At 70.7% G+C, this 23,870-nt stretch carries 18 protein-coding genes; 9 read left to right on the top strand and 9 right to left on the bottom strand.

Going from position 1 to position 23,870, the window contains the following annotated elements; all coding sequences use genetic code 11:
• Nucleotides 1-20 precede the first annotated feature (20 nt).
• Nucleotides 21-1,427 carry an amidohydrolase family protein gene (locus ABD810_RS02625; RefSeq protein ID WP_344933714.1) on the bottom strand — a complete coding sequence of 469 codons (1,407 nt, stop codon included), beginning with the start codon at nucleotides 1,425-1,427 and terminating at the stop codon, nucleotides 21-23.
• A 98-nt stretch (nucleotides 1,428-1,525) separates the two neighbouring features.
• Between ABD810_RS02625 and ABD810_RS02620 the strand changes: the two genes are divergently transcribed.
• Nucleotides 1,526-3,013: an aldehyde dehydrogenase family protein gene (locus tag ABD810_RS02620; RefSeq protein ID WP_344933712.1), complete on the top strand. Its 1,488-nt coding sequence runs from the start codon at nucleotides 1,526-1,528 to the stop codon at nucleotides 3,011-3,013.
• Here ABD810_RS02620 and ABD810_RS02615 read toward each other — a convergent pair.
• The 6 genes from ABD810_RS02615 to ABD810_RS02590 form a co-directional block, all read right to left on the bottom strand.
• A complete protein-coding gene (locus tag ABD810_RS02615) occupies nucleotides 2,991-4,064 on the bottom strand; it encodes a zinc-binding dehydrogenase (RefSeq protein ID WP_344933710.1) in 1,074 nt (357 codons plus the stop codon). The two genes, ABD810_RS02620 and ABD810_RS02615, sit on opposite strands and share 23 nt — an antisense overlap.
• Nucleotides 4,065-4,176: 112 nt before the next feature.
• On the bottom strand, nucleotides 4,177-5,076 hold the full coding sequence (locus ABD810_RS02610) for an ABC transporter permease (RefSeq protein WP_344933707.1): 900 nt from the start codon (nucleotides 5,074-5,076) through the stop codon (nucleotides 4,177-4,179).
• A 105-nt stretch (nucleotides 5,077-5,181) separates the two neighbouring features.
• Entirely contained in the window at nucleotides 5,182-6,408 is a 1,227-nt protein-coding gene (locus ABD810_RS02605; protein ID WP_344933703.1) for an ABC transporter permease, read from the bottom strand.
• A 238-nt stretch (nucleotides 6,409-6,646) separates the two neighbouring features.
• Nucleotides 6,647-8,566 (bottom strand): ABC transporter ATP-binding protein, encoded by a 1,920-nt coding sequence (locus ABD810_RS02600; protein ID WP_344933701.1) that lies wholly within the window; start codon nucleotides 8,564-8,566, stop codon nucleotides 6,647-6,649.
• A 103-nt stretch (nucleotides 8,567-8,669) separates the two neighbouring features.
• A complete protein-coding gene (locus tag ABD810_RS02595; RefSeq protein WP_344933698.1) occupies nucleotides 8,670-9,734 on the bottom strand; it encodes a BMP family ABC transporter substrate-binding protein in 1,065 nt (354 codons plus the stop codon).
• A 43-nt stretch (nucleotides 9,735-9,777) separates the two neighbouring features.
• Nucleotides 9,778-10,968: a PucR family transcriptional regulator gene (locus tag ABD810_RS02590; protein ID WP_344933697.1), complete on the bottom strand. Its 1,191-nt coding sequence runs from the start codon at nucleotides 10,966-10,968 to the stop codon at nucleotides 9,778-9,780.
• 201 nt (nucleotides 10,969-11,169) lie between these two features.
• On the opposite strand from ABD810_RS02590, the gene ABD810_RS02585 reads away from it, so the two are divergent.
• Nucleotides 11,170-11,301, top strand: a complete 132-nt coding sequence (locus tag ABD810_RS02585; RefSeq protein WP_344933694.1) for a hypothetical protein — start codon at nucleotides 11,170-11,172, stop codon at nucleotides 11,299-11,301.
• A gap of 269 nt (nucleotides 11,302-11,570) precedes the next feature.
• Here ABD810_RS02585 and ABD810_RS02580 read toward each other — a convergent pair whose 3' ends face one another.
• Nucleotides 11,571-13,907, bottom strand: coding sequence for a heavy metal translocating P-type ATPase (locus tag ABD810_RS02580; RefSeq protein WP_344933692.1), 2,337 nt, complete (start codon nucleotides 13,905-13,907; stop codon nucleotides 11,571-11,573).
• A 249-nt stretch (nucleotides 13,908-14,156) separates the two neighbouring features.
• On the opposite strand from ABD810_RS02580, the gene ABD810_RS02575 reads away from it, so the two are divergent.
• From ABD810_RS02575 to gndA, 6 genes are all read left to right on the top strand, one after another.
• Nucleotides 14,157-15,491, top strand: coding sequence for a hemolysin family protein (locus tag ABD810_RS02575; RefSeq protein WP_344933690.1), 1,335 nt, complete (start codon nucleotides 14,157-14,159; stop codon nucleotides 15,489-15,491).
• A 34-nt stretch (nucleotides 15,492-15,525) separates the two neighbouring features.
• On the top strand, nucleotides 15,526-16,548 hold the full coding sequence (locus tag ABD810_RS02570) for a hemolysin family protein (RefSeq protein ID WP_344933688.1): 1,023 nt from the start codon (nucleotides 15,526-15,528) through the stop codon (nucleotides 16,546-16,548).
• A gap of 81 nt (nucleotides 16,549-16,629) precedes the next feature.
• The gene (locus ABD810_RS02565; RefSeq protein ID WP_344933686.1) at nucleotides 16,630-17,937 is read left to right on the top strand and encodes an acyltransferase family protein; all 1,308 of its coding nucleotides are present in this window, start codon (nucleotides 16,630-16,632) and stop codon (nucleotides 17,935-17,937) included.
• 205 nt (nucleotides 17,938-18,142) lie between these two features.
• Nucleotides 18,143-19,579 (top strand): LCP family protein, encoded by a 1,437-nt coding sequence (locus ABD810_RS02560; RefSeq protein ID WP_344933684.1) that lies wholly within the window; start codon nucleotides 18,143-18,145, stop codon nucleotides 19,577-19,579.
• Between the two features lie 232 nt (nucleotides 19,580-19,811).
• A complete protein-coding gene (locus ABD810_RS02555; protein ID WP_344933682.1) occupies nucleotides 19,812-20,480 on the top strand; it encodes an HAD family hydrolase in 669 nt (222 codons plus the stop codon).
• A 118-nt stretch (nucleotides 20,481-20,598) separates the two neighbouring features.
• Nucleotides 20,599-22,032, top strand: a complete 1,434-nt coding sequence (gene gndA, locus ABD810_RS02550; RefSeq protein WP_344933680.1) for an NADP-dependent phosphogluconate dehydrogenase — start codon at nucleotides 20,599-20,601, stop codon at nucleotides 22,030-22,032.
• A gap of 44 nt (nucleotides 22,033-22,076) precedes the next feature.
• On the opposite strand, the gene ABD810_RS02545 is transcribed toward gndA, so the two are convergent.
• A complete protein-coding gene (locus ABD810_RS02545; protein WP_344933676.1) occupies nucleotides 22,077-22,271 on the bottom strand; it encodes a hypothetical protein in 195 nt (64 codons plus the stop codon).
• Nucleotides 22,272-22,536: 265 nt separating this feature from the next.
• On the opposite strand from ABD810_RS02545, the gene ABD810_RS02540 reads away from it, so the two are divergent.
• Nucleotides 22,537-23,772 (top strand): helix-turn-helix domain-containing protein, encoded by a 1,236-nt coding sequence (locus ABD810_RS02540; RefSeq protein ID WP_486387621.1) that lies wholly within the window; start codon nucleotides 22,537-22,539, stop codon nucleotides 23,770-23,772.
• The last annotated feature ends 98 nt before the right edge of the window (nucleotides 23,773-23,870 follow it).

Below are 23,870 nucleotides of genomic sequence, written 5' to 3'. Positions count from 1 at the left end.
TCCAAACCCTCGGGGCGTCGTCAGCTACTCCGAACCTGGGGCCAGTTGTGGCGGATCGAGACTCCGGCCCTGGCGAGCAGCGCCGCCGACGCCTCGGCGGCCTCAGCGCGCAGTGCCCGCTCGTCGACGGTGACGCACCGGCCGTCGCGGACGGCGAACCGGCCGCCGACGAGCACGTCACGTACCGAGCGCCCGTCGGTGGACCACACGAGTTGCTGCGCGACGTCGCCGCGCGGGGTCCACTGCGGCCCGGTGGCGTCGTGGACGACCAGATCGGCCAGCTTGCCCACCTCGACCGATCCCACCTGGCCGTCCATGCCGATCGCCTCCGCGCCCCGGATGGTCGCCATCGCGAAGGCCCCGGCGGCGCCCAGCGCGGCGGGGTCGAGCGCGGTGTCCCTGGCCAGGCCGGCGGCCAGGGCGGCGGCGCGCAGGATGTCGGCGGCGTCTCCCGCGTTGCCGGCGTCGCATCCGAGCGCGACCCGGCCGCCCCGGGCGTAAAGCTCGGCGTGCCGCCCGGCCCTGGTCACCCCCTGGCCCAGCCGTAGGTACGCCCACGGGCAGTAGGCGACGGCCGTACGGCTGGAGAGCAGCAGCTCGACCTCGGTGTCGTCCAGCCAGACCGCATGGGCGAGCAGTAGATGGGGGCCGAGCACACCGAGGCCGGCGAGGTGGGCCAGCGGACGGCGGCCGGAACGCTCGCGGTAGTGCTCCACGTCGCCGGGTCCGGGCGACATGTGCATGGTCATGACGGCACCGGCCTTCCCGGCCAGCTCGGCGGCCCCCGCCAGGAGCTCGTCGGAGGCCAGGCCGTGCCCCACGAGGGTGACCGCCGCCGCCACCATGCCACCGGCCGGGTAGGCCTCGGTCAGCGCGCGCAGCCGGTCCAGCACCTCGCCGGCCGGAGCGGCGTAGGGGGCGTCGCCGACGTCCCAGCCCCAGGCGCCGACGGTCCCGCGCACACCTGCCCTGGTCATGGCGGCGGCCACCCGCGCGGGGTGGGCCACGGTGCCGGCCTCCACTATCGTCGTGACCCCGTTGCGCAGGCTCTCGACGCAGGCGAGCAGGGCGGACAGCTCGTCGTCCTCAGGACGGTGCGCGGCGTGCAGGGGCACCGACCAGCGGAAGACGGCCTCGTCGGAGGTGATGCCGTCCGGGATGCACGCACGCGCCAGCGGGTCGCCGGTCAGGTGCTGGTGGGCGTTGACCATCCCCGGCGTGACGACGCAGTCCCGCGCGTCCAGCTCCGCCACTCCCGGCCAGCGGGTACGCAGCCCGCTCGTGGACCCGACCGCGACGATCCGCTCCCCTCCGATGGCGACGGCGCCCCCCACAAGAACCTCGCGGTCAGGGTTCATGGTCACGACGTCGCCACCGGTGATCAGGAGGTCCGGAATCAGCGCCACGTGACCGAACGGTAGGCTCATGCGGCATTTCGGTCATCCGCCCCGGAGCACAACAAGTCGGATGTACTCCATGCCAGGGACACAATGCCGCAGCTCGCGGCGCCGACCAGGCTGATCTCATGCGTTACGACCCCGCATGGCTCGACACCGATCCGCTTCCCCAGCTCATCGACGGTCGCGAGTCGCGCCAGGGCGTCATCCGCCCGGTCACCGACCCCTCGACCGGTGAGACACCCGGATCGTACGCCGAGGCCACCCCGGACGAGGTCGACGCCGCCATCGGCGCGGCGCGACGCAGCCACGACACCGGAGAGTGGCGGCGCATGCCCGGCGCGGTCCGCGCCGAACTGCTGGAGTCCGTCGCCGCCGCCATCCGGGCGGACGCCCGGCGGCTCGCCACACTGGAGGCGCTGGACACCGGCAAGGCCATCGGCGGCGCGCTGACCTACGACGTCCACGAGGCGGCCACCGCCTTCTCGTACGCGGCCGCCGTCGCGCGTACCGCCTCGGGCGACGTGCGGCGCAGCGCGTACCCGCCGGAGCTGCTCCCCGGCGGGGGCCCTGAGCTGCTGACCATGCGCCTGCGCGAGCCCGCCGGCGTGGTCGCGGAGCTGCTCCCGTGGAACGGCCCGCTGATGACCGGTGGCCAGCGCATCGCCATGGCTCTCGCGGCGGGATGCTCGATCGTCGCCAAGCCGCCGGAGGAGGCCGTGGTCACCCTGGTGGAGCTGGGGCGGTTGCTCACCCGGGCGGGGCTGCCGCCCGGTGTGCTCAACATCGTGCTCGGCCCGGGAGAGAGCGTCGGCGAGCGGCTGGTCACCGACCCCCGCGTGGACCTGGTCAGCCTGACCGGCGGTACCGAGACCGGCCGCCGGGTACTGGCGCTGGCCGCCGCGAACCTCACCCCGGTCCACCTGGAGCTCGGCGGCAAGTCCCCGGTCCTGGTGTTCGCCGACGCGGACCTGGACCAGGCCGTCGGCTGGGCGATGATGGCCGCCTTCGTCAACATGGGCGAGGTCTGCGTCGCGGGCAGCCGGCTGCTCGTCGAGGAGCCGGTCTACGAGGACGTGGTCAAAGGGGTCGCCGCCGCCGCGGCCGGGCTGCCGTTGGGGGACGCCCTGGCGGAGGACACGTTCATCGGCCCGCTGATCAGCGAGGAGCACGCGGACCGGGTGCGCGGCTTCGTCTCCCGCGCCACCGGGGCCGGGGACGGGACCGTGGTCGGCGCCCCCGCCGTGCCGCCCGGCGGCCCTGGCACCTTCGTCCCGCCGACCGTGCTCGGCCGGGTGCGGCCGGGCAGCGAGATAGAGCAGCGCGAGGTGTTCGGCCCGGTGCTGGCGGCGATGCCGTTCTCGACGGAGGACGAGGCGATCCGGCTGGCCAACGGCACGTCGTACGGTCTGAACGGCACCGTCTTCACCGGCGGCCTCGAACGGGCCTTCCGCGTGGCCGACGCGCTCGACTGCGGCGAGGTCAACGTGAACTGCCACTTCGCCCCGGATATGAACGGCGGACGCGGCGAGCCCCGCCGCTCCAGCGGCCACGCCCGCACCGGCCTCGACGCCTACACCCGCATGAAGGCCGTCAACATCCAGACCCGGCCCTGATCCGGCCCGTCATCGGCGCGCCCGGCGACAGGAGGATCTTGCCGGTGCTCGCGCCGCTTTCCAGGCGGCGGTGGGCGTCGGCGGCCGCCTCCAGCGGGAAGACCGAGTCGATCACCGGCTCGCGGGCGGCCGACCAGTACCAGGCGAGCATCTGGGCGAACGAGGCATGGCCGTACGACTCCGAGCCGAGCATGGTCAGGCCACGCCGGTAGGCGTCCCCCAGGTCGAACGACGCCGTCACGCCCGTGGTGTTGCCGCAGAAGACGAGGCGCCCCCGTAGACGTAGGGAGTCGAGCGAGCACTGGAACAGCGCCGGGCCGACGTGGTCGAGCACGATGTCGGCCCCCCGCCCGCCCGTCGCCTCGCGCACCGTGGCGGCGACATCGGCCTCGGTGCGGTCGACGGTGACATCGGCGCCCAGCTTGGCCATGCGGCGCAGCTTGGCGGCCGAGGCCGACGTCACGATGGACAGCGCGCCGAACGACTTGGCGATCTGGACGGCGGCGATCGAGATGCCGCTGCCGGCGCCGTGCACCAGCAGCGTCTCCCCTTTCGTCAGGTCGCCCCGGATGACCAGCGCCTGCCAGGCCATGGCGTACACCGTGGGGATGCCCGCGGCCTCCTCCATGCCGACGTGCCCGGGGATCACATGGGTGTGCGACTCCGGAACCGCGACCAGCTCGGCGTACCCGCCCTGGCGGGTGCCGCCCACGACCTGGATGGCCGTGCAGAACGCCGAGTCGTCGAAGCGGCAGGCCGCGCAGTCCCCGCAGTGCAGCGCCGGGTCGACCACGACGCGGTCACCGGTGGCGCGGGTGGTGACGCCGGGTCCGAGGGCCACGACGACCCCGGCCACGTCCATTCCTGGGACATGCGGCAGCGAGAATCCCGGCAGCAATCCCGGTCCGCGCCGCTGCAACACGTCCAGCCGGTTGACGCCCGCCGCCCGTACGGCGATCAGGACCTCACCCCGTCCCGGCTCCGGGTCGGGCAGCGTCACCGGGCACAGGACCTCCGGCCCGCCGTGCGTCGCATACTGGACGGCTCTCATGTGATGCCTCGCCTGTCAGCGTTCACGCGGTACGTCGTTTTCCGTTTGCTGGATGGTGGCGCCTGCTGGGGGGACAGGCGCGATGTTTCACGTGACACATTTCGCACTCCTCTCACGGGACACCTCGGACGAATGGGACGCCGAGGGCCGCCGGGCCGCGATGGCCACTGGCGAAGAAGGTCATCGCGACCAGGGCGAGCAGGTACGGAGCGGCGACGAGGAGCTGCGGGTTGAGCTGGTATCCGAGCGCGGGCAGCGCCAGCCGCATCGCGTCGGCGGCGCCGAAGACCAGGCAACCCGCCAGCGTGCCGCGCAGCGTCCAACCGCCGAAGATCACCGCGGCGATCACCAGGTAGCCCCGTCCGGCCGTCATGTTCTGGTTGAACAGCCCGACCTCGCCGACCGCCAGATGAGCGCCGCCGAGCCCGGCGAGGACACCACAGATCAGCATTGCCTGCCGTCTGCGCTTGTTGACGTCGATGCCGGTCACGTCCGCCGACCGCGGGTTCTCGCCCGCCGCCCGCGCCTCGAGCCCCCAGCGGCTGCGGTGGACCAGCCACCAGGCGAACGGGACCAGCACGACCAGCGCGTAGGCGGGCAGGCGCTGGTCGAACAGGGCCCCGCCGATGAGGGGGATGTCGGACAGGACAGGGATGGCCTGCTTGCCGACCTGGTGGGGCTCGGAGCGGGTCGCCAGGAAGCTGGTCAGCCCGAGCACGAGAACGTTGAGCGTGAGCCCGACGACGTAGGTGTTGACCGTCAGGCGGTGGCTGAAGCACGCATGGACGAACGCGACCAGCAGGCCGGCGGCGACGCCGAAGAGCAGCCCCAGGCCCGGTGAACCGGTCACCGAGGCACCCGTCACCGCCGCGAACGCCCCGCCGAGCATCATTCCCTCGACCGAGATGTTCAGGGCCCCCGCACGCTCGGCGACCCACTCGCCGAGCGCGGCGAACACCAGCGGCACACTCAACCGCACCGCACTGGCCAACACAAGCTCAACACCGTCCAACACCCCTCACCTCCCCCACACCCTCATGGGCACGCCCCAGCACCGTCCAACGCCCCCCACCTTCAAGAACCGCCGCCCACCCACCTCCACACCGTCCAACGGCCCTCACCTTCCCCACACCGTCATGCGCCGCCGGCGTCCGCGGGCTTCCGCGTACGCGGCGGGGAAGACCGCGGCCAGTACGAGCAGAGCCGTCACGACCGAGACCAGGTAACGCGGCACACCCGTCGAGGCGAGAAAGCCCCCACCTGCGCGCAGTGCCCCGAAGAACACGGCGACCGGCACGGCGGCCAGAGGATGGTTGCGGGCCACCAGCGCGACGAGCAGCCCTTCCCACCCCACGTTGTCCGAAAGGCCGGGCTGGATGCGGAAGACGGTGCCGGTGAGCATCACCCCTCCCGCCAGCCCGGCGAACCCGCCCGACAGCAGCAACGCACCGCCCCCCAGCGCCGCTGCCCGCACTCCCGCCCGGTGCGCCGCCACCCGATTGAGGCCGAGCATCCGCAGCCGGAAACCCCAGCGGCCGTACCGGAGCAGAACGGCCACGACCACGGTGAGCGCCAGGGCGACGAAGACGCCGGTGCCGATGGTGAAGTCGGGATACTCCCCGAGACGCGGCAGCCGTACCCCCTCGGGGAGCGCGTCGGACTGCTGCGAGAGGATCTGCCCCTTCACCGCCGTCTCCTGGAGCAGGTAGTCACGGTTCACCGCGAAGGACACCAGCTGGACCGCCACGAACACCAGCAGCAGCGTGCTGATCACGACATCGACCCCGCGCCAGTAGAACAGCAGAGCGGGAATCCCGGCCCAAACGGCCCCCGCCAGAGCCGCCCCGCCCAGCACGAGCACCAGGACCACCCACCCGGTACCGGAACCCACGGAAAGCCCAGAACCGGCACTGAAGCCCACGGAAAGACCGGAACCCGCACCGGAGCCGAGTGCTGGATCGGCGCCAGGGACGGGGCTGGAGAGGAAGAGGCCGATGGCCGCGCCCGCCATGGCACCGATGAGGAGCTGGCCTTCCTGCCCGATGTTGAAGATCCCCGCACGGGCGCAGATGATCGCACCCGTCGCGACGAGCAGCAGCGGGGTCGCCTCGTCGATGGTCTGCCCGATGGAGGCCCCACCGTGGAGGCTGCCCTCGTACAGGGCCAGCAGGGTCTCTCCCACGGAGTGACCCGTGAGCGTCACCAGCGCGGTCGCGGCACCGAGGGCCGCGGCGAAGGAGACCAGGTACAGCACACAGGTGGCCACCCACGCCCGCCCCACGGCACCCCCCGACGATCCGACCGCCTCCCCCTCACCGGACACCCTGAACACGATCCGCGTCACAACCGCCCACCCACATCCCAAGAACCCAGCAAGGAGAAAGCCCCCACACCGCGCAACCCACCCCACACCCGGAGGAACCGCACGGCGAAGACCCCCACGCGACACGACCCCCCGTCCCGAGGAAGCCGCACGGCGAAGGCCTTCATGCCGCGTAACCCATCGCCCTCCCAGAGGGGCCGCAGGGTGGAGGTCCCCATGTGACATGGCCTCTCCCGGGGAAGCCGCAGGGTGGGGGGGCTCATGTGGTGTGGCCTCCCATCATCAGTCCGAGGCGTTCGAGGTCGAGGTTCGCGCGCGGCATCTCGCCCACGATCGCGCCACGATGGATGATCGCCACGCGGTCGGCGAGGGTGAGGATCTCCTCCAGTTCCGTGGACATCAGCAGCACGGCCATGCCGCTTCGTGCCGCCCGGTGGATCCGTTCCGTCATGTACTCGATCGCTCCGACGTCGAGGCCGCGGGTCGGCTGGGCCACCACGAGCACCTTCGGATCGGCGGCCAGTTCACGGGCGAGGACGACCTTCTGCTGGTTGCCGCCCGACAGGAGGCGCAGGGGTGTTCGCGCCGAGGGGGTCACGATGGCGAAGTCCTCGATCAGCTTCTCCGCCCTGGCCCGGAGGCGGCGCGGGCTGACGAACAGACCGGAGGTGACACGGTCGATATCGGCGAGCATGAGGTTCTCCGCGACGCTCATGTCCAGCACACAGCCGGAGCCGTGCCGATCTTCGGGGACCACGCCGACGCCTGCTCTGTGCATCGCGCCCGGGGTTCCGGCGGGCACGGCACGGCCGCACACCTCGACGGAGCCGGAGTCCAGTTCCAGAAGGCTGGAGAGAAGGTCACCGAGTGCCGCCTGACCGTTCCCCTCCACTCCGGCCACGCCCAGGATCTCTCCCGCCCGCACTTCCAGAGAAAGCCCACGCAACAACGGACGACCGTCCCCCGCGGAAGCACAAGCCTCCACCACCCGCAACCGCACTTCCCACAACCCCGCTCCAGATCCCAGTCCTGACCCCGATCCCGCCGCCGGTGCCGGTGCCGCCGCCGGTTCAACTCCCGCTCCCGCTGCCAGTCCCGCTCCCGCTGCCAGTCCCGGCCCCGCTACCGGTCCCGATCCCGCTACCAGTCCCGATCCCGCTACCAGTCCCGGCCCCGCTGCCAGTCCCGATCCCGCTGCCGGTCCCGATCCCACTGCTGGTTCAACTCCCCGCCCCGCTCCCGGTTCCGGTTCCGGTTCCGGTTCGAGGGGGTCGACGAGTTGTGGGGGTGGCGCTTGGTCTGGGGCGGGAGGGGGTGGTCGCTCGGTGGGTCGTGGGGGGAGGGATTCTGTGGCGCCGATCGCGGAGGCTGTGGTCCAGCGGGAGAGTTCCCGGCCGATCATCTCCCGGGCCAGCAGGCGTACGCCGGTCTCGGCGGTGGCGTGCCTGGCAACGACCGCGCCACCGCGCATGATGGTCACCCGGTCGGTGGCGTGCAGGATCTCGTCCAGCTTGTGGCTGATCAGGATGACGGTCCTGTGCTCGTCACGCGTCACCCGACGCAGCACCGAGAACAGTTCCCTCGACTCCTTGAGCGTCAGCACCGAGGTCGGCTCGTCGAGTATCAGCACCCGAGGGTCGCGCCTCAGGCACTTGACGATCTCGACGCGCTGGCGTTCGCCCGTGGACAGGTCCTCGACGCGCGCGTCCGGGTCCACGGCCAGGCCGTACCGTTCACCGACCTCCACGACCAGCCGCCGTATCCGGTCGCGGTCCACCCGGCCGCGTTCCCCGAGGGTGACGTTCTCCCAGACCCGCATCCGACCGATCAGGCTGAAGTGCTGATGGACCATGGAGATTCCCAGCCGTGCCGCAACCTCCGCGTCCTCTACGGCCACCGGACGCCCGCCGATCACGATCTCGCCGGAGTCGTGCCTGACGAGCCCGGCGAGGATCCTCATCAGCGTGCTCTTGCCCGCGCCGTTCTGCCCCAGCAGGCCGTGGATCTCACCGCTGCCCACGCTCAGGGAGACGTCGTCACAGGCGACGACCGAGCCGTAGCGCTTCCGGATCCCCCGCATCTCCACCGCAATGGGACCCCCGAATCCTCCGGCCGTATCCGGGCCCACCGCGGTACCGTCCACGGCCGTCCCGGAGAAGTCCGGTGGGGTCCCGGGCATGTCCGGCGGGATCCCTGAGGCGCCCGGCGGGGGCCCGGAATCCGGTGAGGGCCCTGAGGTGCCCGGTGGGGACCCAGAGGTGCCCGCTGGGGACCCGGGGGGCTTACTGGGCTCTGTTGACGGTGGCGTCGACATCCAGTTTCCCTGTGCCCATGTCCTTCATGACCTGGTCCACCTTCTGCTGCTGGTCGTCCGCCGGTCGGCAGATCTTGACCGTGGGCACCGGGTCGACGCCCATCTTCCACACCCGGGCGCTGCCCATCTTCAGCGTTCCTGCCTTGAAGTCCGCTAGTGCGGCGGCGAAGTACGCACCCGGGCTGAAGATGACGGACACGGCGTACTTGGTGGTCGTGTCCGCGCACCGGTCGGTGCCGGGGGTCAGCGCCGGGATCCCGGCGGCATTGGCCTGCTGGGTGACCGCGTCGGTGGCGCCACCGAGATAGGGGTAGACAATCTTGATCCCCTGGCCCTTCTGGGCCTCGAACGCCTCCTTGGCCTTGGCCGAGTCGTCGAAGTCACCGGTGTAGGTCGTGACCAGCTCGGCCTTCGGCACGACGGCCTGGATGCCCACGCGGAACGCCTTGGCCGCCTGCTTGGAGAAATCCAGCTCCGGGCCGGTGATGTAGCCCGCCTTGGTGCCGCCCGCCTCCTTCAGCAACAGTCCCGCGGCGTACCCGGCGGCGTAAAGGGACTCGTTCACCTTGTCCTGCGACTGCGAGAAGTACTGCGTCTGCTGGACGCCGCCACCCCCGTTGACATACCAGTGGACCTCCTTGCACTGGGGCTCCGGAGCCGCGGTCAGCGCGTCCTTGAGTTCGCTGGCGCCGATGGCGATCAGGTCCACGCGCTGCCGGCACAGATTGCGCGCCTGGGCCACCGCGTCCGCCGGGTTGAGCTTGTCCAGCGTCCTGACCTCCCAGCCGTTCTCCCTGGCGACCTTGTCGGCGTCGTCGACGAAGCTCTGGTAATAGCCGTTGTCCTGCGTGTCACCGGGACTCATGATCGCGATCACGACCTTCCCGTCCCCGTTCACGTCCGGCTGTTTCTTCACCGCCGCCGGCGACCCGCCGGACGTCGTCGAGCCACCGCCGCCGCTCCCCCCGCAGGCGGTGAGCAGCAGTACCGGGGCGACGGTGATCGCGAGGCATGCTCGTATTCCTGGTTTCATCGCGGTGCCTCCAAAAGGACAGGCGAAGATATATCGGCATTTATCATGTGTTTTCCGAAAAAACGTGCAGCAATTCGCGGGCGGTAAGCGCGGTCTGCAGGTGATGGGCCGTGGCCGGGTCAAGGGGGTCGGAGCCGAGGAGCTGGCGGATCTGGCCGATCCGGTAGCCCACGGAGTTGCGGTGCAGGTGCAGCAGGTCGGCGACCGCCGCCCGGCTGCCTCTGGTGGCGAGCCACGCGTCGAGGGTCAAGATCAGCTCGGGCCGGTCCAGGATCGGCCCGAGCTGCTGGTCGACGAACGCCTGGAGCCGGTCCGGCGGCACGGCGAGCAGCAACTGCGCCAGCCCGAGCGACGAATGCAGCAGCTCGGTCTCGCCGGGACGCCTCCTGAGCAGGCCGAGCACGGTCTCCGCGTCCCTGAACGAGCGGGGCGTCTGCGCGGGGTCCGAGACCACCGGCCCCGTCGCGGCGAGCACGGTCCCGTCGCCCACCATCCCCTGCAGGCGGACCCGGATCCGGGTCACCTCGCGCTGGATGTCCCCGGCCAGGACCGTCCAGCCCTCCACGCCCTTCTGCCTGACCGGCATCTCCAGCCAGGAAAGCGCTGTGGACCAGGTACGCCGGTTGGGGCCGTCGTAGGCGAAGACGGTGGCCGCATGGGGCTGGTCGAGGTGGACCCCGAATCTCGCCGCCGTCCGCGTCACCTCCTCGGTGCCGCGCAGCGCGCCGAAGCGCAGCTCGTCGATGAGCCTGCTCGCCGTCTCCGATTTGGCCACGGCGGAGGCGTCCCGGCGTACGGCCTCGATGGCGACCGCGGTCGAGGAGGCCCGCAGGTAGGGGAGCACATGGTCGGGCAGGGGCTCGGCCAGCAGCAGCAGGCCCACTCGGCGCTGGCCCGCCCATACCGCGAGGGCGCGTGCCTGCCATCCGTCCGGGCACACCACGCGCACCGGGCCGGCCTCGGCGAAGGCGCGCGCCACCTCCGCGGGGCTCATCGTGGCGTCGCCCCCATCGGTGGCGTGGAAAACGCCACCGTGTACGCCGATCAGGCGGGCCGCCCTGCCGGTCTCATCCGCGATCCGTTGCAGTATGGACCGCCAGCCGTCACCGCCGAGGGCCAGATCGTTGAGGGCGGAGGCGAACTCCTCGACGCCGGCCGAAGGGCCGCGGTTCCGGGGCCGGTCGGACTTGCTCGAGGAGCTGTCCGGCTCTTCGGAGCCGCCCAGACGATCCATCAGACCTCCACGATTCATGGCCCTACCGAGCAAAGTAGGACATATCGTGATGTTTGTAATCGCCTTTTAGGGCGGCATTAACGGCACGTGCCCAATAGCAATATTCCGGATACACCGGATAATGCCAATACGGCAGCCGAAGAGGCGATCGTCGCGGTACGGCCGGAGGCGGGCCGGTCCCTGATCGGCGGGGGTACGGCGATGGAGTTGACCACGATCGGCGGGGGTACGGCGATGGAGTTGACCACGATCGGCAGCGCGTCCAAGGAGTACGGGCCGGCCCGGCGGGCACCGGAGGAACGCAAGGCGACGAGCCATCGCGACATGCTGTGAAACTGCCACACCACTGGGTGATGCACGTTGTGCTCCCGGCACAGAAGTCCTCCGGGCGCGTGTGGCCCCACCGCCACCCCGAGATGGAACCCTCACCCCGCCGCCACCCACTGGTCCCGGCAGGTGCGAGCGACGCAGCACCGATCTTTACTTGCGACGGAATGGCCGGGTGGACGGTCTTGTTCGGGAGGCCAAGGGCCGAGACATGAGACCACATATGAGCCCGACGCGCCGTCCCCACGGCTGTGGGGGTTCCACCGCCGGGACGGTCAGGAGAGCGGGGTGAAGCGGCGGAGGCGGAGGCTGTTGGTGACGACGAAGACCGAGGAGAACGCCATCGCGGCGCCCGCGATCATCGGTGACAGCAGCCCGGACGCCGCCAGCGGGATGGCCGCCACGTTGTAGGCGAAGGCCCAGAACAGGTTGCCCTTGATCGTGCGGAGCGTGCGGCGGGACAGCCGGATCGCGTCCGCGGCCACCCGCAGATCGCCTCGTACCAGGGTCAGATCGGACGCCTCGATGGCCACGTCGGTGCCGGTGCCCATGGCCATGCCCAGGTCCGCCTGGGCGAGCGCCGCCGCGTCGTTGACGCCGTCTCCGGCCATGGCCACGACCCGGCCCTCCGCCTGGAGCCGCTTGACCACGTCGACCTTCCCCGCGGGCAGCACATCGGCGATCACGTCCTCGACGGGCACGCCGACCGAGGCGGCCACGTTCTCCGCCACCGCCTGGTTGTCGCCGGTCAGCAGCACCGGACGCAGCCCGAGCCGCTTCAGCCGTGCGATCGCCTCGGCCGAGGTCGGCTTGACGACGTCGGCGACGGTGAGCACGGCCCGCGCCTTTCCGTCCCAGCCGACGGCGACGGCCGTCTCCCCGCGTGCCAGTGCCTCGGCGACGGCGCGCTCCAGTTCGACCGGGAGGTGCTGCGACGCCTCAGCCAGCAGCCGAGGCCTGCCGACCAGCACCGCGCGGCCGTCGACCACCCCCTGCACGCCGAGACCCTCGATGCCGGCGAACCCCTCGATGCCAGGGAGGCCCGCCACACTCCCTGCGTCCGCCACGCTCCCGGCGCCCGCAGCGCTCCCGGGGCCCGCACCGCGCTCGGCAGCCCCACCGCGCTCGGTGGCCGCACCGCGCTCGGTGGCCGCTTTGGTGATGGCCTGGGCTATCGGGTGCTCGGAGGCGGATTCCAGTGCCCCCGCGAGTCGCAGCACCTCGTCGCGGTCCTCGCCGGGGGCGGTGGTGATGCCGGCCAGCGTCATACGGCCGGCGGTCACGGTGCCCGTCTTGTCGAGGACGATCGTGTCCACCCGCCGGGTCGACTCCAGGACCTCCGGCCCCCTGATCAGGATCCCGAGTTGCGCCCCGCGCCCCGTGCCGACCATCAGGGCCGTAGGCGTGGCGAGGCCGAGCGCGCACGGGCAGGCGATGATCAGTACGGCCACCGCCGCCGTGAAGGCCGCGACGGCGCCGTTCCCGGTGCCGAGCCAGAAGCCGAGCGTGCCGGCCGACAGGGCGATGACGATGGGCACGAAGAAGGCGGAGATCCGGTCGGCCAGCCGCTGGACCTCGGCCTTGCCGTTCTGCGCGTCCTCGACCAGCCGGGCCATCTGGGCGAGCTGGGTGTCGGCGCCGACGCGGGTCGCGCGCACCACCAGGCGGCCGCCCGCGTTGACGGTCGCGCCGGTCACGATGTCCCCGGGACCGACCTCGACCGGGGTGGACTCTCCGGTGAGCATCGAGGCGTCGACCGCCGAGGCGCCCTCCTCGACCACCCCGTCGGTCGCGATCTTCTCCCCCGGCCGTACGAGGAAGGCGTCACCGACGGCCAGCCGGTCGATCGGGATCCGCTCCTCACGGCCGGCCCGTACGACGGCGACGTCCTTGGCCCCCATCTCCATCAGGGCCCGCAGCGCGCTTCCCGCCCGGCGCTTGGACCTGGCCTCGAAGTAGCGACCGGCCAGGATGAAGGTCACCACGCCGGCGGCGGCCTCGAGGTAGATGTTCCCTGCCCCGTCCCCCCGGCTGAGCGTGAACTCGAATCCGTGCCGCATGCCGGGCATTCCGGCCGTACCGAAGAAGAGCGCCCACAGCGACCAGCCGAACGCGGCCAGCGTGCCCAGCGAGACCAGGGTGTCCATCGTGGCCGTGCCATGCCGCAAGTTGGTGAGCGTGGCCTGGTGGAACGGCAGGCCGCCGTAGACCACGACCGGGGCGGCCAGGGTGAGCGACAGCCACTGCCAGTGGTCGAACTGCAGGGCGGGGATCATGGCCATCGCGATCACGGGGACGGAGAGCAGGATCGAGATGATCAGCCGCCGCCGTAGCGGGGCGAGCCCGTCAAGCTCCTCGGCCGGCGGCTCCACGCTGGGCAGCTCCGCGGAGTACCCCGCCTTCTCGACCTCGGCCACCAGGTCTTCGGGACGCAGACCGTCGCCGTAGGCGACCTTCGCCTTCTCCGTGGCGTAGTTGACCGTCGCGGTCACGCCGTCGAGCCTGTTGAGCTTGCGTTCGATGCGCGAGGCGCAGGAGGCGCACGTCATCCCGCCGATGACCAGCTCGATCTCGCCGCCCCCTGCGGCCCGTCCACTGGTGACGGATGCCATGACCTCTCCTCTCGCTCATCTCCATGGTGCGTGCTCCGGAGCCACGAGCGCCACTCGCAACCTGCGCTCTTACCCTGGAACCATACCCCCCTACGGTTAATTCCCCGACCCCGGGGCCCAGGCGGCCGGCCATTTCCCGCCGGCGGGACTCCCCGGCGAAGGGCCGTCCCGGGTACGGTGCCCGCGGAGACGCAACATGTCGCAAGGTCTGATCTACTGATGTAGCGGCCTTCGCGGGAGGGCGACACCGTGATCCTCAACCTGGTCTATCTGCTTGGAGCGCTGGCCCTGGTCATCGCGAACGGCTTCTTCGTCGCGGCCGAGTTCTCCTTGGTGACCGTCGAGCGGAGCGAGGTCCAGCGGCTTGCCGCGGCGGGCGACCGCGGGGCCCAGGGCATCCAGGCGGCGATCCGGCGGCTGTCGTTCCAGCTCTCCGGGGCCCAGCTCGGCATCACGATCACCTCACTGCTGCTGGGCGTCATGGCCGAGCCCGCCATCGCCGGCCTGCTACGCCCTCTCTTGGCGTGGATCCCCAACCTGCCGGACCGGGTGACGGAGAGCATCGCGGCGATGCTCGGCCTCCTCATCGCGACGGTGAGCCAGATGGTGCTCGGCGAACTGGTTCCCAAGAACGCCGCCCTGTCCCGCCCCATGGCCGTGGCCCGCATCTCCACGCCCCCGCAGCGGATCTTCTCGGCGGTGTTCGCCCCGCTGATCAAGGCCTGCAACGCGACGGCGAACGCCATCGTGCGCGCGCTCGGCGCCGAGCCCCAGGACGAGCTCGCCTCCGCGCGTTCCCCTGACGAGCTCAGCCTACTGATGAGCCTGTCGGTCGAGGCCGGCGCCCTTCCCATCGGCACCGCCGCCATGCTGCGCCGCGCGCTGCGCTTCGGGGACAGGACCGCCGCCGAGGCGATGACCCCGCGGATGGACTGCGTCACCGTGACCGACGGCGCCAGCGTCACGGAGTTCCTGACCCTCGCCCGCCGCGAACGCCACCTGCGGCTCCCCGTATCCGGGGGCCAGCTCGACGACATCGTGGGCGTGGCAACCGTGGTCGACGCCTTCGCCGTGCCCGAGGCCGAGCGCTCGACGACGCGGGTGGCGGCGATCCTGCGCCCGCCCGTCCTGGTGCCCGAGTCACTCGATCTGGCGACCGTGCAGGAGCGCCTGTTCACGGCCAGGCGGGAGATGGCCGTGGTGGTCGACGAGTACGGCGGCTTCGCCGGCATCGTCACCGTGGAAGACCTCGCGGAGGAGCTGATCGGCGACATCGCCGACGAGTACGACCTGCCCGAGGAGGGTTCTGGCGAGCCGGAGTCCGCCTTCCTGCCCGCCGGGACCTCGGTGGCCGTGCCCGCGCTCCTGCGTGCCCACGAGGCCGAGGAGCGCACCGGCTTCCAGATGCCCGAAGGACCGTACGAGACCCTCGCCGGGTTGCTGATCAGCCGCCTCGGCCGCCTCCCCGACCCCGGGGACAGCGTGGTCGTCAACGGCTGGACCCTCAGGGTCGACACCATGCGGCGCCACCGGATCGAGCAGATCACCCTCACCGCCCCGGACTCCGAGGAGGAGCCCTCATGACGGCCGCCCGCTTCCCGGTGGCCAGGAGCGGCCCATGACGCTGCTGGACGTCCTGGCCATCGTGCTGCTGCTGGCGGTGAACGGCTTCTTCGTCGGCGCGGAGTTCGCGCTGATCTCCGCCCGGCGTACGCAGATCGAACCGCTGGCGAAGCAGGGTTCCCGGCGGGCCCGCGCGGTGCTCGCGGCCATGGACGCGGTCCCGCTCATGCTGGCCGCCGCCCAGCTTGGGGTGACCCTCGCCTCGCTGGCGCTCGGCGCCGTCGGCGAGCCGGTCCTGGCCCATGCCCTGGAGCCGCTGTTCGCGGCCCTGGGCCTTCCCCACGGTCTGGTCCACCCGACCGCCTTCGCCCTCGCCCTGTTCATCGTCGTCTCCGCCCATGTGATCATCGGTGAGATGGTGCCGAAGAACCTGGCTCTGGCCATCCCGGACAAGGCGGCCCTGTGGCTCGTACCGCCGCTGCGCGTCGTCGCCCGCGCCACCCGGCCACTGCTGGTCGGGATCAACGCCATCGCCGCGGCCGTCCTGTGGGTGCTGAAGATCCCGCCGACCGAGGAGATCCGTTCCGTCTACACCTCAGATGAGATGCCCGCCCTCATCCAGGAGTCGCGCAGGCACCGGCTGCTGGAGCAGGACGAGCACGACCGGATGATCGCCACCCTCGGCCTTTACGCCCGCCCGGTCGAGTCCGTGATGGTGCCGATCAGCGAGGTCGTCAGCGTGCCCGCCACGACCCGCGCGGCCGAGCTCCAGGAGTACGCCGGCCGCTACGGCCACTCGCGCTTCCCCGTACGCGGTGAAAGCCCGGGCCGGCTGTGCGGGTACCTTCACGTCCTCGACGCCCTCAACGGGCACGCGCCGGACGAGCCCCTGCCGGCTCGCGCGCTGCCCCACGTGCACCGCGGTACGACACTGGCCGACGTGCTGGCGACGATACGCAAGCGCCGGGCCCAGCTCGCCGCGATCACCGACGACGACGGCACCGTGACCGGGGTGGTGACCCTGGAGGACGTCCTCACGGGCCTCCTCCATTACTCCCGCGAGGAGGCGCCTGGCTAGCGTTTGAGGCAAATATCACCTTTGATGTGAATCGCGGCAATCAGGGTTAATCGCCGGTACATCGCGGGTAGCCCAGGCCGAATGCATGTCGCGACCCGCTCGACGCCCTCGCCACCGGCATCCCGAGGCACCCGGCAGTCCTGGCTGGACGCCCTGCGCGGGATCGCCGCGCTGATCGTCGTCTTCGAACACTCACTGGATCCCCTGCTGCCGGAGATCCGCCGCTCGATCAGCCCGTGGTTCGACTTCGGGCAGTACGGCGTGCTGGTGTTCTTCCTGGTCAGTGGCTATGTCGTGCCGGTGTCCCTGGAGCGGCGCGGTAGCGTCCGGGGCTTTTGGATCACCCGTGTCTTCCGCCTCTACCCCCTGTGGGCGATGGTGGCGGTGGCCGGCACCGTGTTCGGGCTGATCGGCGTCTACACGCCGCTGCCCGCCCAGGCCTCCGGGCAGCCGTGGTCCTTCGCCCTGGCGCACCTGACGATGTTGCAGGACCTGCTCCAGGTGCCCAGCGTCGTCAACGTCTTCTGGACCCTTTCGTACGAGATGGCGTTCTACCTGCTCGTGACCGCGATGTTCGTGTTCCGGATCCACCGGGCCAGCGCCGGCACCTCGCTGAGCCTGGCGGTGTGCGCGCTCGTCGCCGGCACGCTCGTACCGGCGGGCTGGCTGTCCCACGCCGTGGGAGGAGGCGTGATCGTCGTCGCCGCGGTCGTGCTCCTCGGCGGGATCGTCGCCGTCCTGAGCGAGAACCCTCGGGTACGGGCCCGCGGGGCCGCGGCCGTCGCCGTCCTCACCCTCGTGCTCCTCACCTTCAACAGCAGGGTGGGCGCGTGGCAGAGCCTCATCATCCTGGCGACGATGTTCGGCGGAACGGCCATCTACCGCATGGAGCGGTCGCCCGCCCTGTGGGCACGGTGGCGGTGGATGATCGGCCTGGTACCGGTGATCTCGGTCGCCGTGGCGGTGTGGCTCGGGCCGGGATGGGGCATGACCGAGGCCGGGCAGCTGGCGTTCAAGTGGGGCTGGTCCACCGCCGTCGTCGCGGCATGGCTCACCTTCGCCGCCGGCCTCGCCCTGCGCCACCGCGCCTTCCCGCCCGTTCTCGTCTGGCTCGGCCTGGCGAGTTACTCCGTCTACCTGCTGCATCCCCTGGTCCTGCAAGTCGTGAGGAGGCTCACCATGGACCCCTCGGGGATCCCGCTGGCCGAGCGGCTGGCCTGGGAGGCCGTGCTGTTCATCGCGGTGATCGCCTGCGCCGCGGTGACCTACCGCCTCGTCGAGCGGCCGGCCCAGCGTCTCGGCCGACGCCTCGCCCGCTCGGCCGCCGAGAAAGAACGGGACGTTCCCCCGGCGGACGAGCGCGTTCTGACCACCGCGGGGAGGTCCTGAAGACCGGTCCGGACCCGGCCCGATGCCGTCCATGGGGGCGCTGGTAGTCCAGGAAAATCCGGATTTCCTGCGAATATGGAGACAGCGGACTACAAATATCCTCGCCGTCGCTAGACTTGCTCGCGGTTCGCCGGGCGGTGGGATCCGGTGCCTGTGAGTCGGCGTGTGGCCTTGGGCCACCAGCCCTGGCCATTCCGTGGGGACAATGAACGGCGGGCTTGTCGATGTGCGCGCTGTCCAGCCCGGACACGAGTCCGCGGCGGGGCCGCCCGGCAGGGTGAAGCGGCACTGGATGGCATGGCTGTGGTGCCTGGTGGCCGCGGTCGCGGGGGTTTCCGTGGCCGGCGGCGCGACACTGGTCGGCGCGTACACCAAACTGAGCGGCAACATCAAGCACGTTGAGGTGGACGCCAAGGAGCTCGGCAAGCGTCCGGCCAAGGCGAGCAAGGCGCTGAACGTCCTGATCGTGGGCTCCGACACGCGTGCCGGCGCCAACGCGAAGTACGGCCACAGGGAAGTGGGCGAGCGCACCGACACGATCATCCTCGCGCACGTGTCACCCAAGCATGACAACGCGCTGCTCATCAGCTTCCCGCGTGACTCGCTGGTCCAGTTGCCCGCCTGCCAGCCCAAGAACGGCCTGCCGGGGCAGCGTCCCCACGTCGGCATGATCAACGAGTCGTTCAACTTCGGCGGCATCGCCTGCACCTGGAAGACGATCGAGTCGCTCACCGGGATCCACATCGACCACTTCGCCAAGGTCGACTTCACGGGCTTCAAGAGCATGGTGAACGCCCTCGGGGGCGTCGACATCTGCGTGCCCAAGGCGATCGACGACAAGAAGGCGATGCTGCACCTGGCCGCCGGGAGGCAGACCGTCAAGGGTGAGCAGGCGCTCGGTTACGTCCGCGCCCGCTACAGCCTGGGGGACGGGTCCGACATCGGCCGTATCCAGCGGCAGCAGATGTTCATCGCCTCGATGATCAACAAGGCGATGAGCGGCGCCACGCTGTCCGACCCGGCCAAGCTGTTCCGCTTCCTCGACGCGGCCACCAAGTCGGTGACGACCGACCCCCGGCTGACCGTGGGCGTCATGAATGATCTGGCGGCGAGCGCGCAGGGGCTGGCCGCCGGGAACATCCGGTTCGTCACCACCCCGTGGCGTTACTCCCTCACCCAGCCGGGCCGGGTCGAGTGGGTGCAGCCCCAGGCCAAGCAGCTCTTCCGGCTCGTGGCGACCGACACGAAGATCGAGGGCTCGCACATCAAAACGGGCCGCCAGGGCAAGGTGCCCAAGTCCAAGATAGAGATCGTGGTGCAGAACGGCACCAACCGCGGAGGCCTCGGAACGCAGGTCGCCGCCGGCCTCGAGCAGCGCGGATACACCGTCGTGCAGGTCGGCGACACGAAGCGCAAGCCGTACCCGAAGACGACGATCGGGTACTCCACGAACGGGCAGGCCAGGGTCCCGACGCTGGCCGACGACCTCCTGGTCTCCCGCAACACCCTGATCAAGGACGCCGTGACGCCGAGGCTCGTGCTGGTGATCGGCTCCGACTGGCGAGGGCTGAAGGCCGCTCCCGTCTCCGAGGAGGAGTTGAAGGGCATCGACGCGACGCAGGATTCCTGTTCGTCCGGTTGAGCCGGGGCGCCTGTTCAGGCTGCTCACCGCCCCGGAGCCAAGATCCTTCCTTGCCCACTCGGCGATGCTTGTTGTATTTCCGCACTCCGGGGTACGGAACCGGGCATGTGTCACTTGCTCTTCGTTGTGGGGTCAAGTCCTCAGTAAGGGGCGAACTCCCGCCATTTCGGTGGCGGGATCCCAGAGCGCGCGGGGGATGGGCAGGTTTCGGGCATTACAGGGATGGTGAGCGATGCGACGCGGAGTGATCTTCGATATTGACGGCACCCTGGTCGACACGAACTACCTGCACGTGGCCGCGTGGTGGGAGGGCTTCCGCCGGCAGGGTCGTGACGTCCTGATGGTGGACATCCATGGGGCCATCGGCCGCGCGGATCGGGACCTGATCGACTATCTGCTTCCGGATGCGACCGAGGAGGAGGCGCAGGCGATCGCCGACACGCACGCGGAGCTGTACAAGCCGCGTCTCGACGAGGTGCGGCCCGTACCTGGCGCGGGCGAGTTGCTGCGGACACTCGCCGATCGGGGCCTCGTCGTGGTGGCCGCCACCAGCGCCCCGGAGGACGAGGCCGAGCGCCTGATAGGCGTCACCGGCGCGAAGGACGCCGTGTCGGCCATGGTTCACGCCGGCGACGTCGAGAAGTCGAAACCGCACCCCCAGCCGATACAGCAGGCGCTCGACAAGGCCGGCCTTCCGTCCGAGGGTGCGATCATGCTCGGCGACACCGTGTGGGACGGACTGGCCGCCCGGTCGGCGAAGGTCGGCATCGTTGCCGTGCGGTCGGGTGGTATCGACTCCGCGTCGCTGCTGGAGGCCGGGGCGGAGGCCGTGTACAAGGACTGCCGCGATCTTCTCCAGCACCTGGACGAGTCACCGATCGCCAGGTTGCTGCGGGACTGACCGCAGGACGCGCCTGATCACTCGCGTGGTTACATGGATACGCCACCGCACGTGCTCGCCCGATCGAACCCGGCGGCCGTCCCCGGCGTATTGCTAGATCAAAGGAGAGTGATCGGACATGGCACAGCAGGCCGTCATCGGCGTCACCGGACTCGGGGTCATGGGCCGGAACCTCGCGCGCAATTTCGCCAGGCACGGGTACGTGGTCGCCGTGCACAACCGTTCGTCCGCGAAGACCAAGGCGCTGATCGAGGAGTTCGGCCACGAGGGGGACTTCATCCCTGCGGAGACGCCGGAGGCCTTCGTCGCCTCGCTGGCGCGGCCGCGCAAGATGGTGATCATGGTCAAGGCGGGGCAGTCGACCGACGCGGTCATCGAGGAGTACGCCCCGCTGCTCGAACCCGGCGACATCCTGATCGACGGCGGCAACGCCCACTTCGCCGACACCCGGCGCCGCGAGAAGGCGCTCAAGGAGACCGGCATCCACTTCGTCGGCGTCGGCATCTCCGGTGGCGAGCAGGGCGCGCTGGAAGGCCCGAGCATCATGCCCGGCGGGTCGCCCGAGGCGTACAAGTCGCTGGGGCCGATCCTGGAGGACATCGCGGCCAAGGTGGACGGCGTCCCGTGCTGTACGTACGTCGGCCCCGACGGTGCCGGACATTTCGTGAAAATGGTGCACAACGGCATCGAGTACGCCGACATGCAGCTCATCGCGGAGGCCTATGACCTGCTCCGCAAGGGCGTGGGCATGTCACCCGTGGAGATCGCCGAGACCTTCCGCACCTGGAACACCGGCCGGCTGGAGTCGTACCTCATCGAGATCACCGCCAAGGTGCTCTCGCACACCGACCCCACCACCGGCGAGCCGTTCGTCGACGTCGTCGTCGACCAGGCCGAGCAGAAGGGCACCGGCCGCTGGACCGTCCAGGCGGCCCTCGACCTCGGAGTGCCGGTCACCGGCATCGCCGAGGCGGTCTTCGCCCGCGCCCTCTCGGGCCATGTGGACATGCGCCGGGTGGCACGCGGCCTGCCCGGGCCCTCCGGCGGCCGCCTCGACCACTCCTTCGCCGACGACGTCGAGCAGGCCCTGTACGCATCGAAGGTGGTCGCCTACGCGCAGGGCTTCAACCAGATCCAGGCGGGCAGCGACGAGTACGGCTGGAACATCGACCTCGGTGCGATGGCGGCCATCTGGCGGGACGGCTGCATCATCAGAGCCCGCTTCCTCGACCGCATCCGCGCGGCCTACGAGGCCGACCCGGACGTCCCCACGCTGCTGTCGGACGAGCGCTTCGCCGCCGAGATGGGCGACGCCCAGGACGCGTGGCGCGACGTCGCCGTGGCGGCCGTCAGGGGAGGCATCCCCGCCCCCGGTTTCGCCAGCTCGCTCGCGTACTACGACGCGCTGCGCGCCGAGCGGCTGCCCGCGGCCCTGATCCAGGGGCAACGCGACTACTTCGGTGCCCACACCTACCGCAAGGTCGATCGCGACGGCGTCTACCACGTCCAGTGGGAGCTCACCGACCTCCCGGAGATCCGCTCCGACGTATGAGCTTCGCCAGGCCGCGCGCGGGGGCCGAGCTGATGCAGGTGCCCTCAGGACACCGAGCGGGCACGTAGTTCCTGCTCGGCGATCAGCTTGGCCAGGGTCGTCGCGTCGTCGGCGTCCACCGTGCGCCACACCCCCGCGGCTTCGATCGCGTCGTCGAAGCGCAATCGCGTCGCCCAGAAGCGGCCGGTGTCCGACTGGAACACCATCCATCCGGACTCGTCGGCCGTTGGCGGGCTCACTCCGCCGCCTCTTTCTGGCGCTCGGGTAACAGCGGGGGTGGGCCGGCGTACCGGCGTAGGGCTGAGGTGAAGTTTCGCACTGGCCAGGACCTCTGTTCCGAATCCAAGGCCCATGACGCGGGAATCGTCGTCCCAGGCCCGCCATTTATGGCGTCATCGGTCTGCGCGAGTGACATCCGCGCTACGGTCAGTGTGAGGGTTCGATAACGGCGTGTCACCGCCATTGTGGTGCCGCACTGTCATTGCCGCAACACGGGGAGCCACCATGGCCATCGGTGAGGATCTGCGCGCGGCCCGTCGGCGCGCGGGTCTCAGCCTCGGTACACTCGCCCTCATGACCGGCGTCTCCGCAGGTCACCTCAGCCGAGTCGAGCGTGGAGACCGCGAGGCCACCCCCGCGTTGATGCACCATTACGAGATCGCCCTCGGCGCCTTCGCGCTTCCCTTTGCCGCAACGGGAAGCCCGGATGTCTGCGCCCCCGAAATGGGTACCGTCGATGATATGAAGAGGCGAGGTTTACTCTCAGTCATCGCGGCGGCCTCCATGGGTGTCGCCACCGGGGAGCCTCTGACCCGCCTGCTCGACGGCCTCGGCACCGAGCCGCCGTCACATGTCGGGTTGCCCGAGGTCCAGGCCGTCGAAGCCGCCGCCGATCTCTACATGCGCATGGACCTCGCTCGTGGAGGCAACGCGGCCATCGCGATGGCCCGCGGGTCTCTCGAGTGGGCGGTGAAACTGCAGGACAGGCCGATGACCGAGGCCACGCGCGAGCGGCTCTGCTCGGCCGTGGCGCTGCTCGCCGACCGTGTGGGCTGGGCGACGTACGACCAGGGGAAGATGGAGCGGGCGGCGAGGCTGCTGACATTCGCCCTCGACTCGGCGGCGCGCGGGGGCGACCGCGATCTGCGTGCCCACACCATGCTCGACCTGTCCGTCGCCTTCGCCGACATGGGCAGGCCGCGAGACGGCGTCGAGATCCTCCGGCTGGCGCTCGGCGACGAGCGCATCTCCAGCGCCGAGCGGGCCAACGTGCACGCCGTGGCCGCCCGCCACTGCGCCGCGGCGGGCGACCGGCCGGGCGGGTTACGGCACATCGGCCTGGCCGAGGAGGCGCTGGCCCGGGCGGAGCCGGCGGTGGCGCCCGACTGGGCACGCCACATCACCGTCTCTCCCGGTCATCACGACAGCGCGCTGGGGCTGGCGTTGTTCCAGCTCGGCGAGGACTCCCGTGCGCGCGTCCGCCTGGCGACCGCGCTGGAGCGGCTCGGCGAGAACCGCACACGCACGGGTCTACGCTGCCTCACCCGGCTCGCGGTGCTGCGCCTGCGCGAGGGAGAGCGTGACACCGGCACGGAGCAGGCCCGCCGCGCGGTCGCACTCGCCGCGGACGTACGCTCCGCCCGCGTCACGAAGGACCTTCGCATGATGATCGACGGGGTGCGCCAGTGCGGCCTCGCCGATCTGGCCGGCGAGCTGGCGGGCTCCCTGCCCCCCGCCTGAAGCCTTCCCGCGGCGGATCGGTCATTCAGCCGAGTACCTCGATGCCAGACTTCGGCTAGCCTCGCCTGGTCCGTCCACATGGTCGCCGGCACGGTTCG

The sequence above is a fragment of the Sphaerisporangium flaviroseum genome, assembly GCF_039537005.1.
In the GTDB taxonomy this organism is placed as follows: domain Bacteria; phylum Actinomycetota; class Actinomycetes; order Streptosporangiales; family Streptosporangiaceae; genus Sphaerisporangium; species Sphaerisporangium flaviroseum.
This window is presented reverse-complemented; position numbering and strand designations above follow the sequence as displayed.

Bases quoted from the DNA above. Each gene is read 5' to 3' on its own strand.
- ABD810_RS02595 (WP_344933698.1), bottom strand. From the start codon at position 9,734: ATGAAACCAGGAATACGAGCATGCCTCGCGATCACCGTCGCCCCGGTA.
- ABD810_RS02570 (WP_344933688.1), top strand. From the start codon at position 15,526: ATGACGCTGCTGGACGTCCTGGCCATCGTGCTGCTGCTGGCGGTGAAC.
- ABD810_RS02615 (WP_344933710.1), bottom strand. From the start codon at position 4,064: ATGAGAGCCGTCCAGTATGCGACGCACGGCGGGCCGGAGGTCCTGTGC.
- ABD810_RS02565 (WP_344933686.1), top strand. From the start codon at position 16,630: ATGCATGTCGCGACCCGCTCGACGCCCTCGCCACCGGCATCCCGAGGC.
- ABD810_RS02600 (WP_344933701.1), bottom strand. From the start codon at position 8,566: ATGCCCGGGACCCCACCGGACTTCTCCGGGACGGCCGTGGACGGTACC.
- ABD810_RS02560 (WP_344933684.1), top strand. From the start codon at position 18,143: ATGAACGGCGGGCTTGTCGATGTGCGCGCTGTCCAGCCCGGACACGAG.
- ABD810_RS02590 (WP_344933697.1), bottom strand. From the start codon at position 10,968: ATGGATCGTCTGGGCGGCTCCGAAGAGCCGGACAGCTCCTCGAGCAAG.
- ABD810_RS02555 (WP_344933682.1), top strand. From the start codon at position 19,812: ATGCGACGCGGAGTGATCTTCGATATTGACGGCACCCTGGTCGACACG.
- gndA (WP_344933680.1), top strand. From the start codon at position 20,599: ATGGCACAGCAGGCCGTCATCGGCGTCACCGGACTCGGGGTCATGGGC.
- ABD810_RS02580 (WP_344933692.1), bottom strand. From the start codon at position 13,907: ATGGCATCCGTCACCAGTGGACGGGCCGCAGGGGGCGGCGAGATCGAG.
- ABD810_RS02625 (WP_344933714.1), bottom strand. From the start codon at position 1,427: ATGAGCCTACCGTTCGGTCACGTGGCGCTGATTCCGGACCTCCTGATC.
- ABD810_RS02620 (WP_344933712.1), top strand. From the start codon at position 1,526: ATGCGTTACGACCCCGCATGGCTCGACACCGATCCGCTTCCCCAGCTC.
- ABD810_RS02540 (WP_486387621.1), top strand. From the start codon at position 22,537: ATGGCCATCGGTGAGGATCTGCGCGCGGCCCGTCGGCGCGCGGGTCTC.
- ABD810_RS02585 (WP_344933694.1), top strand. From the start codon at position 11,170: ATGGAGTTGACCACGATCGGCGGGGGTACGGCGATGGAGTTGACCACG.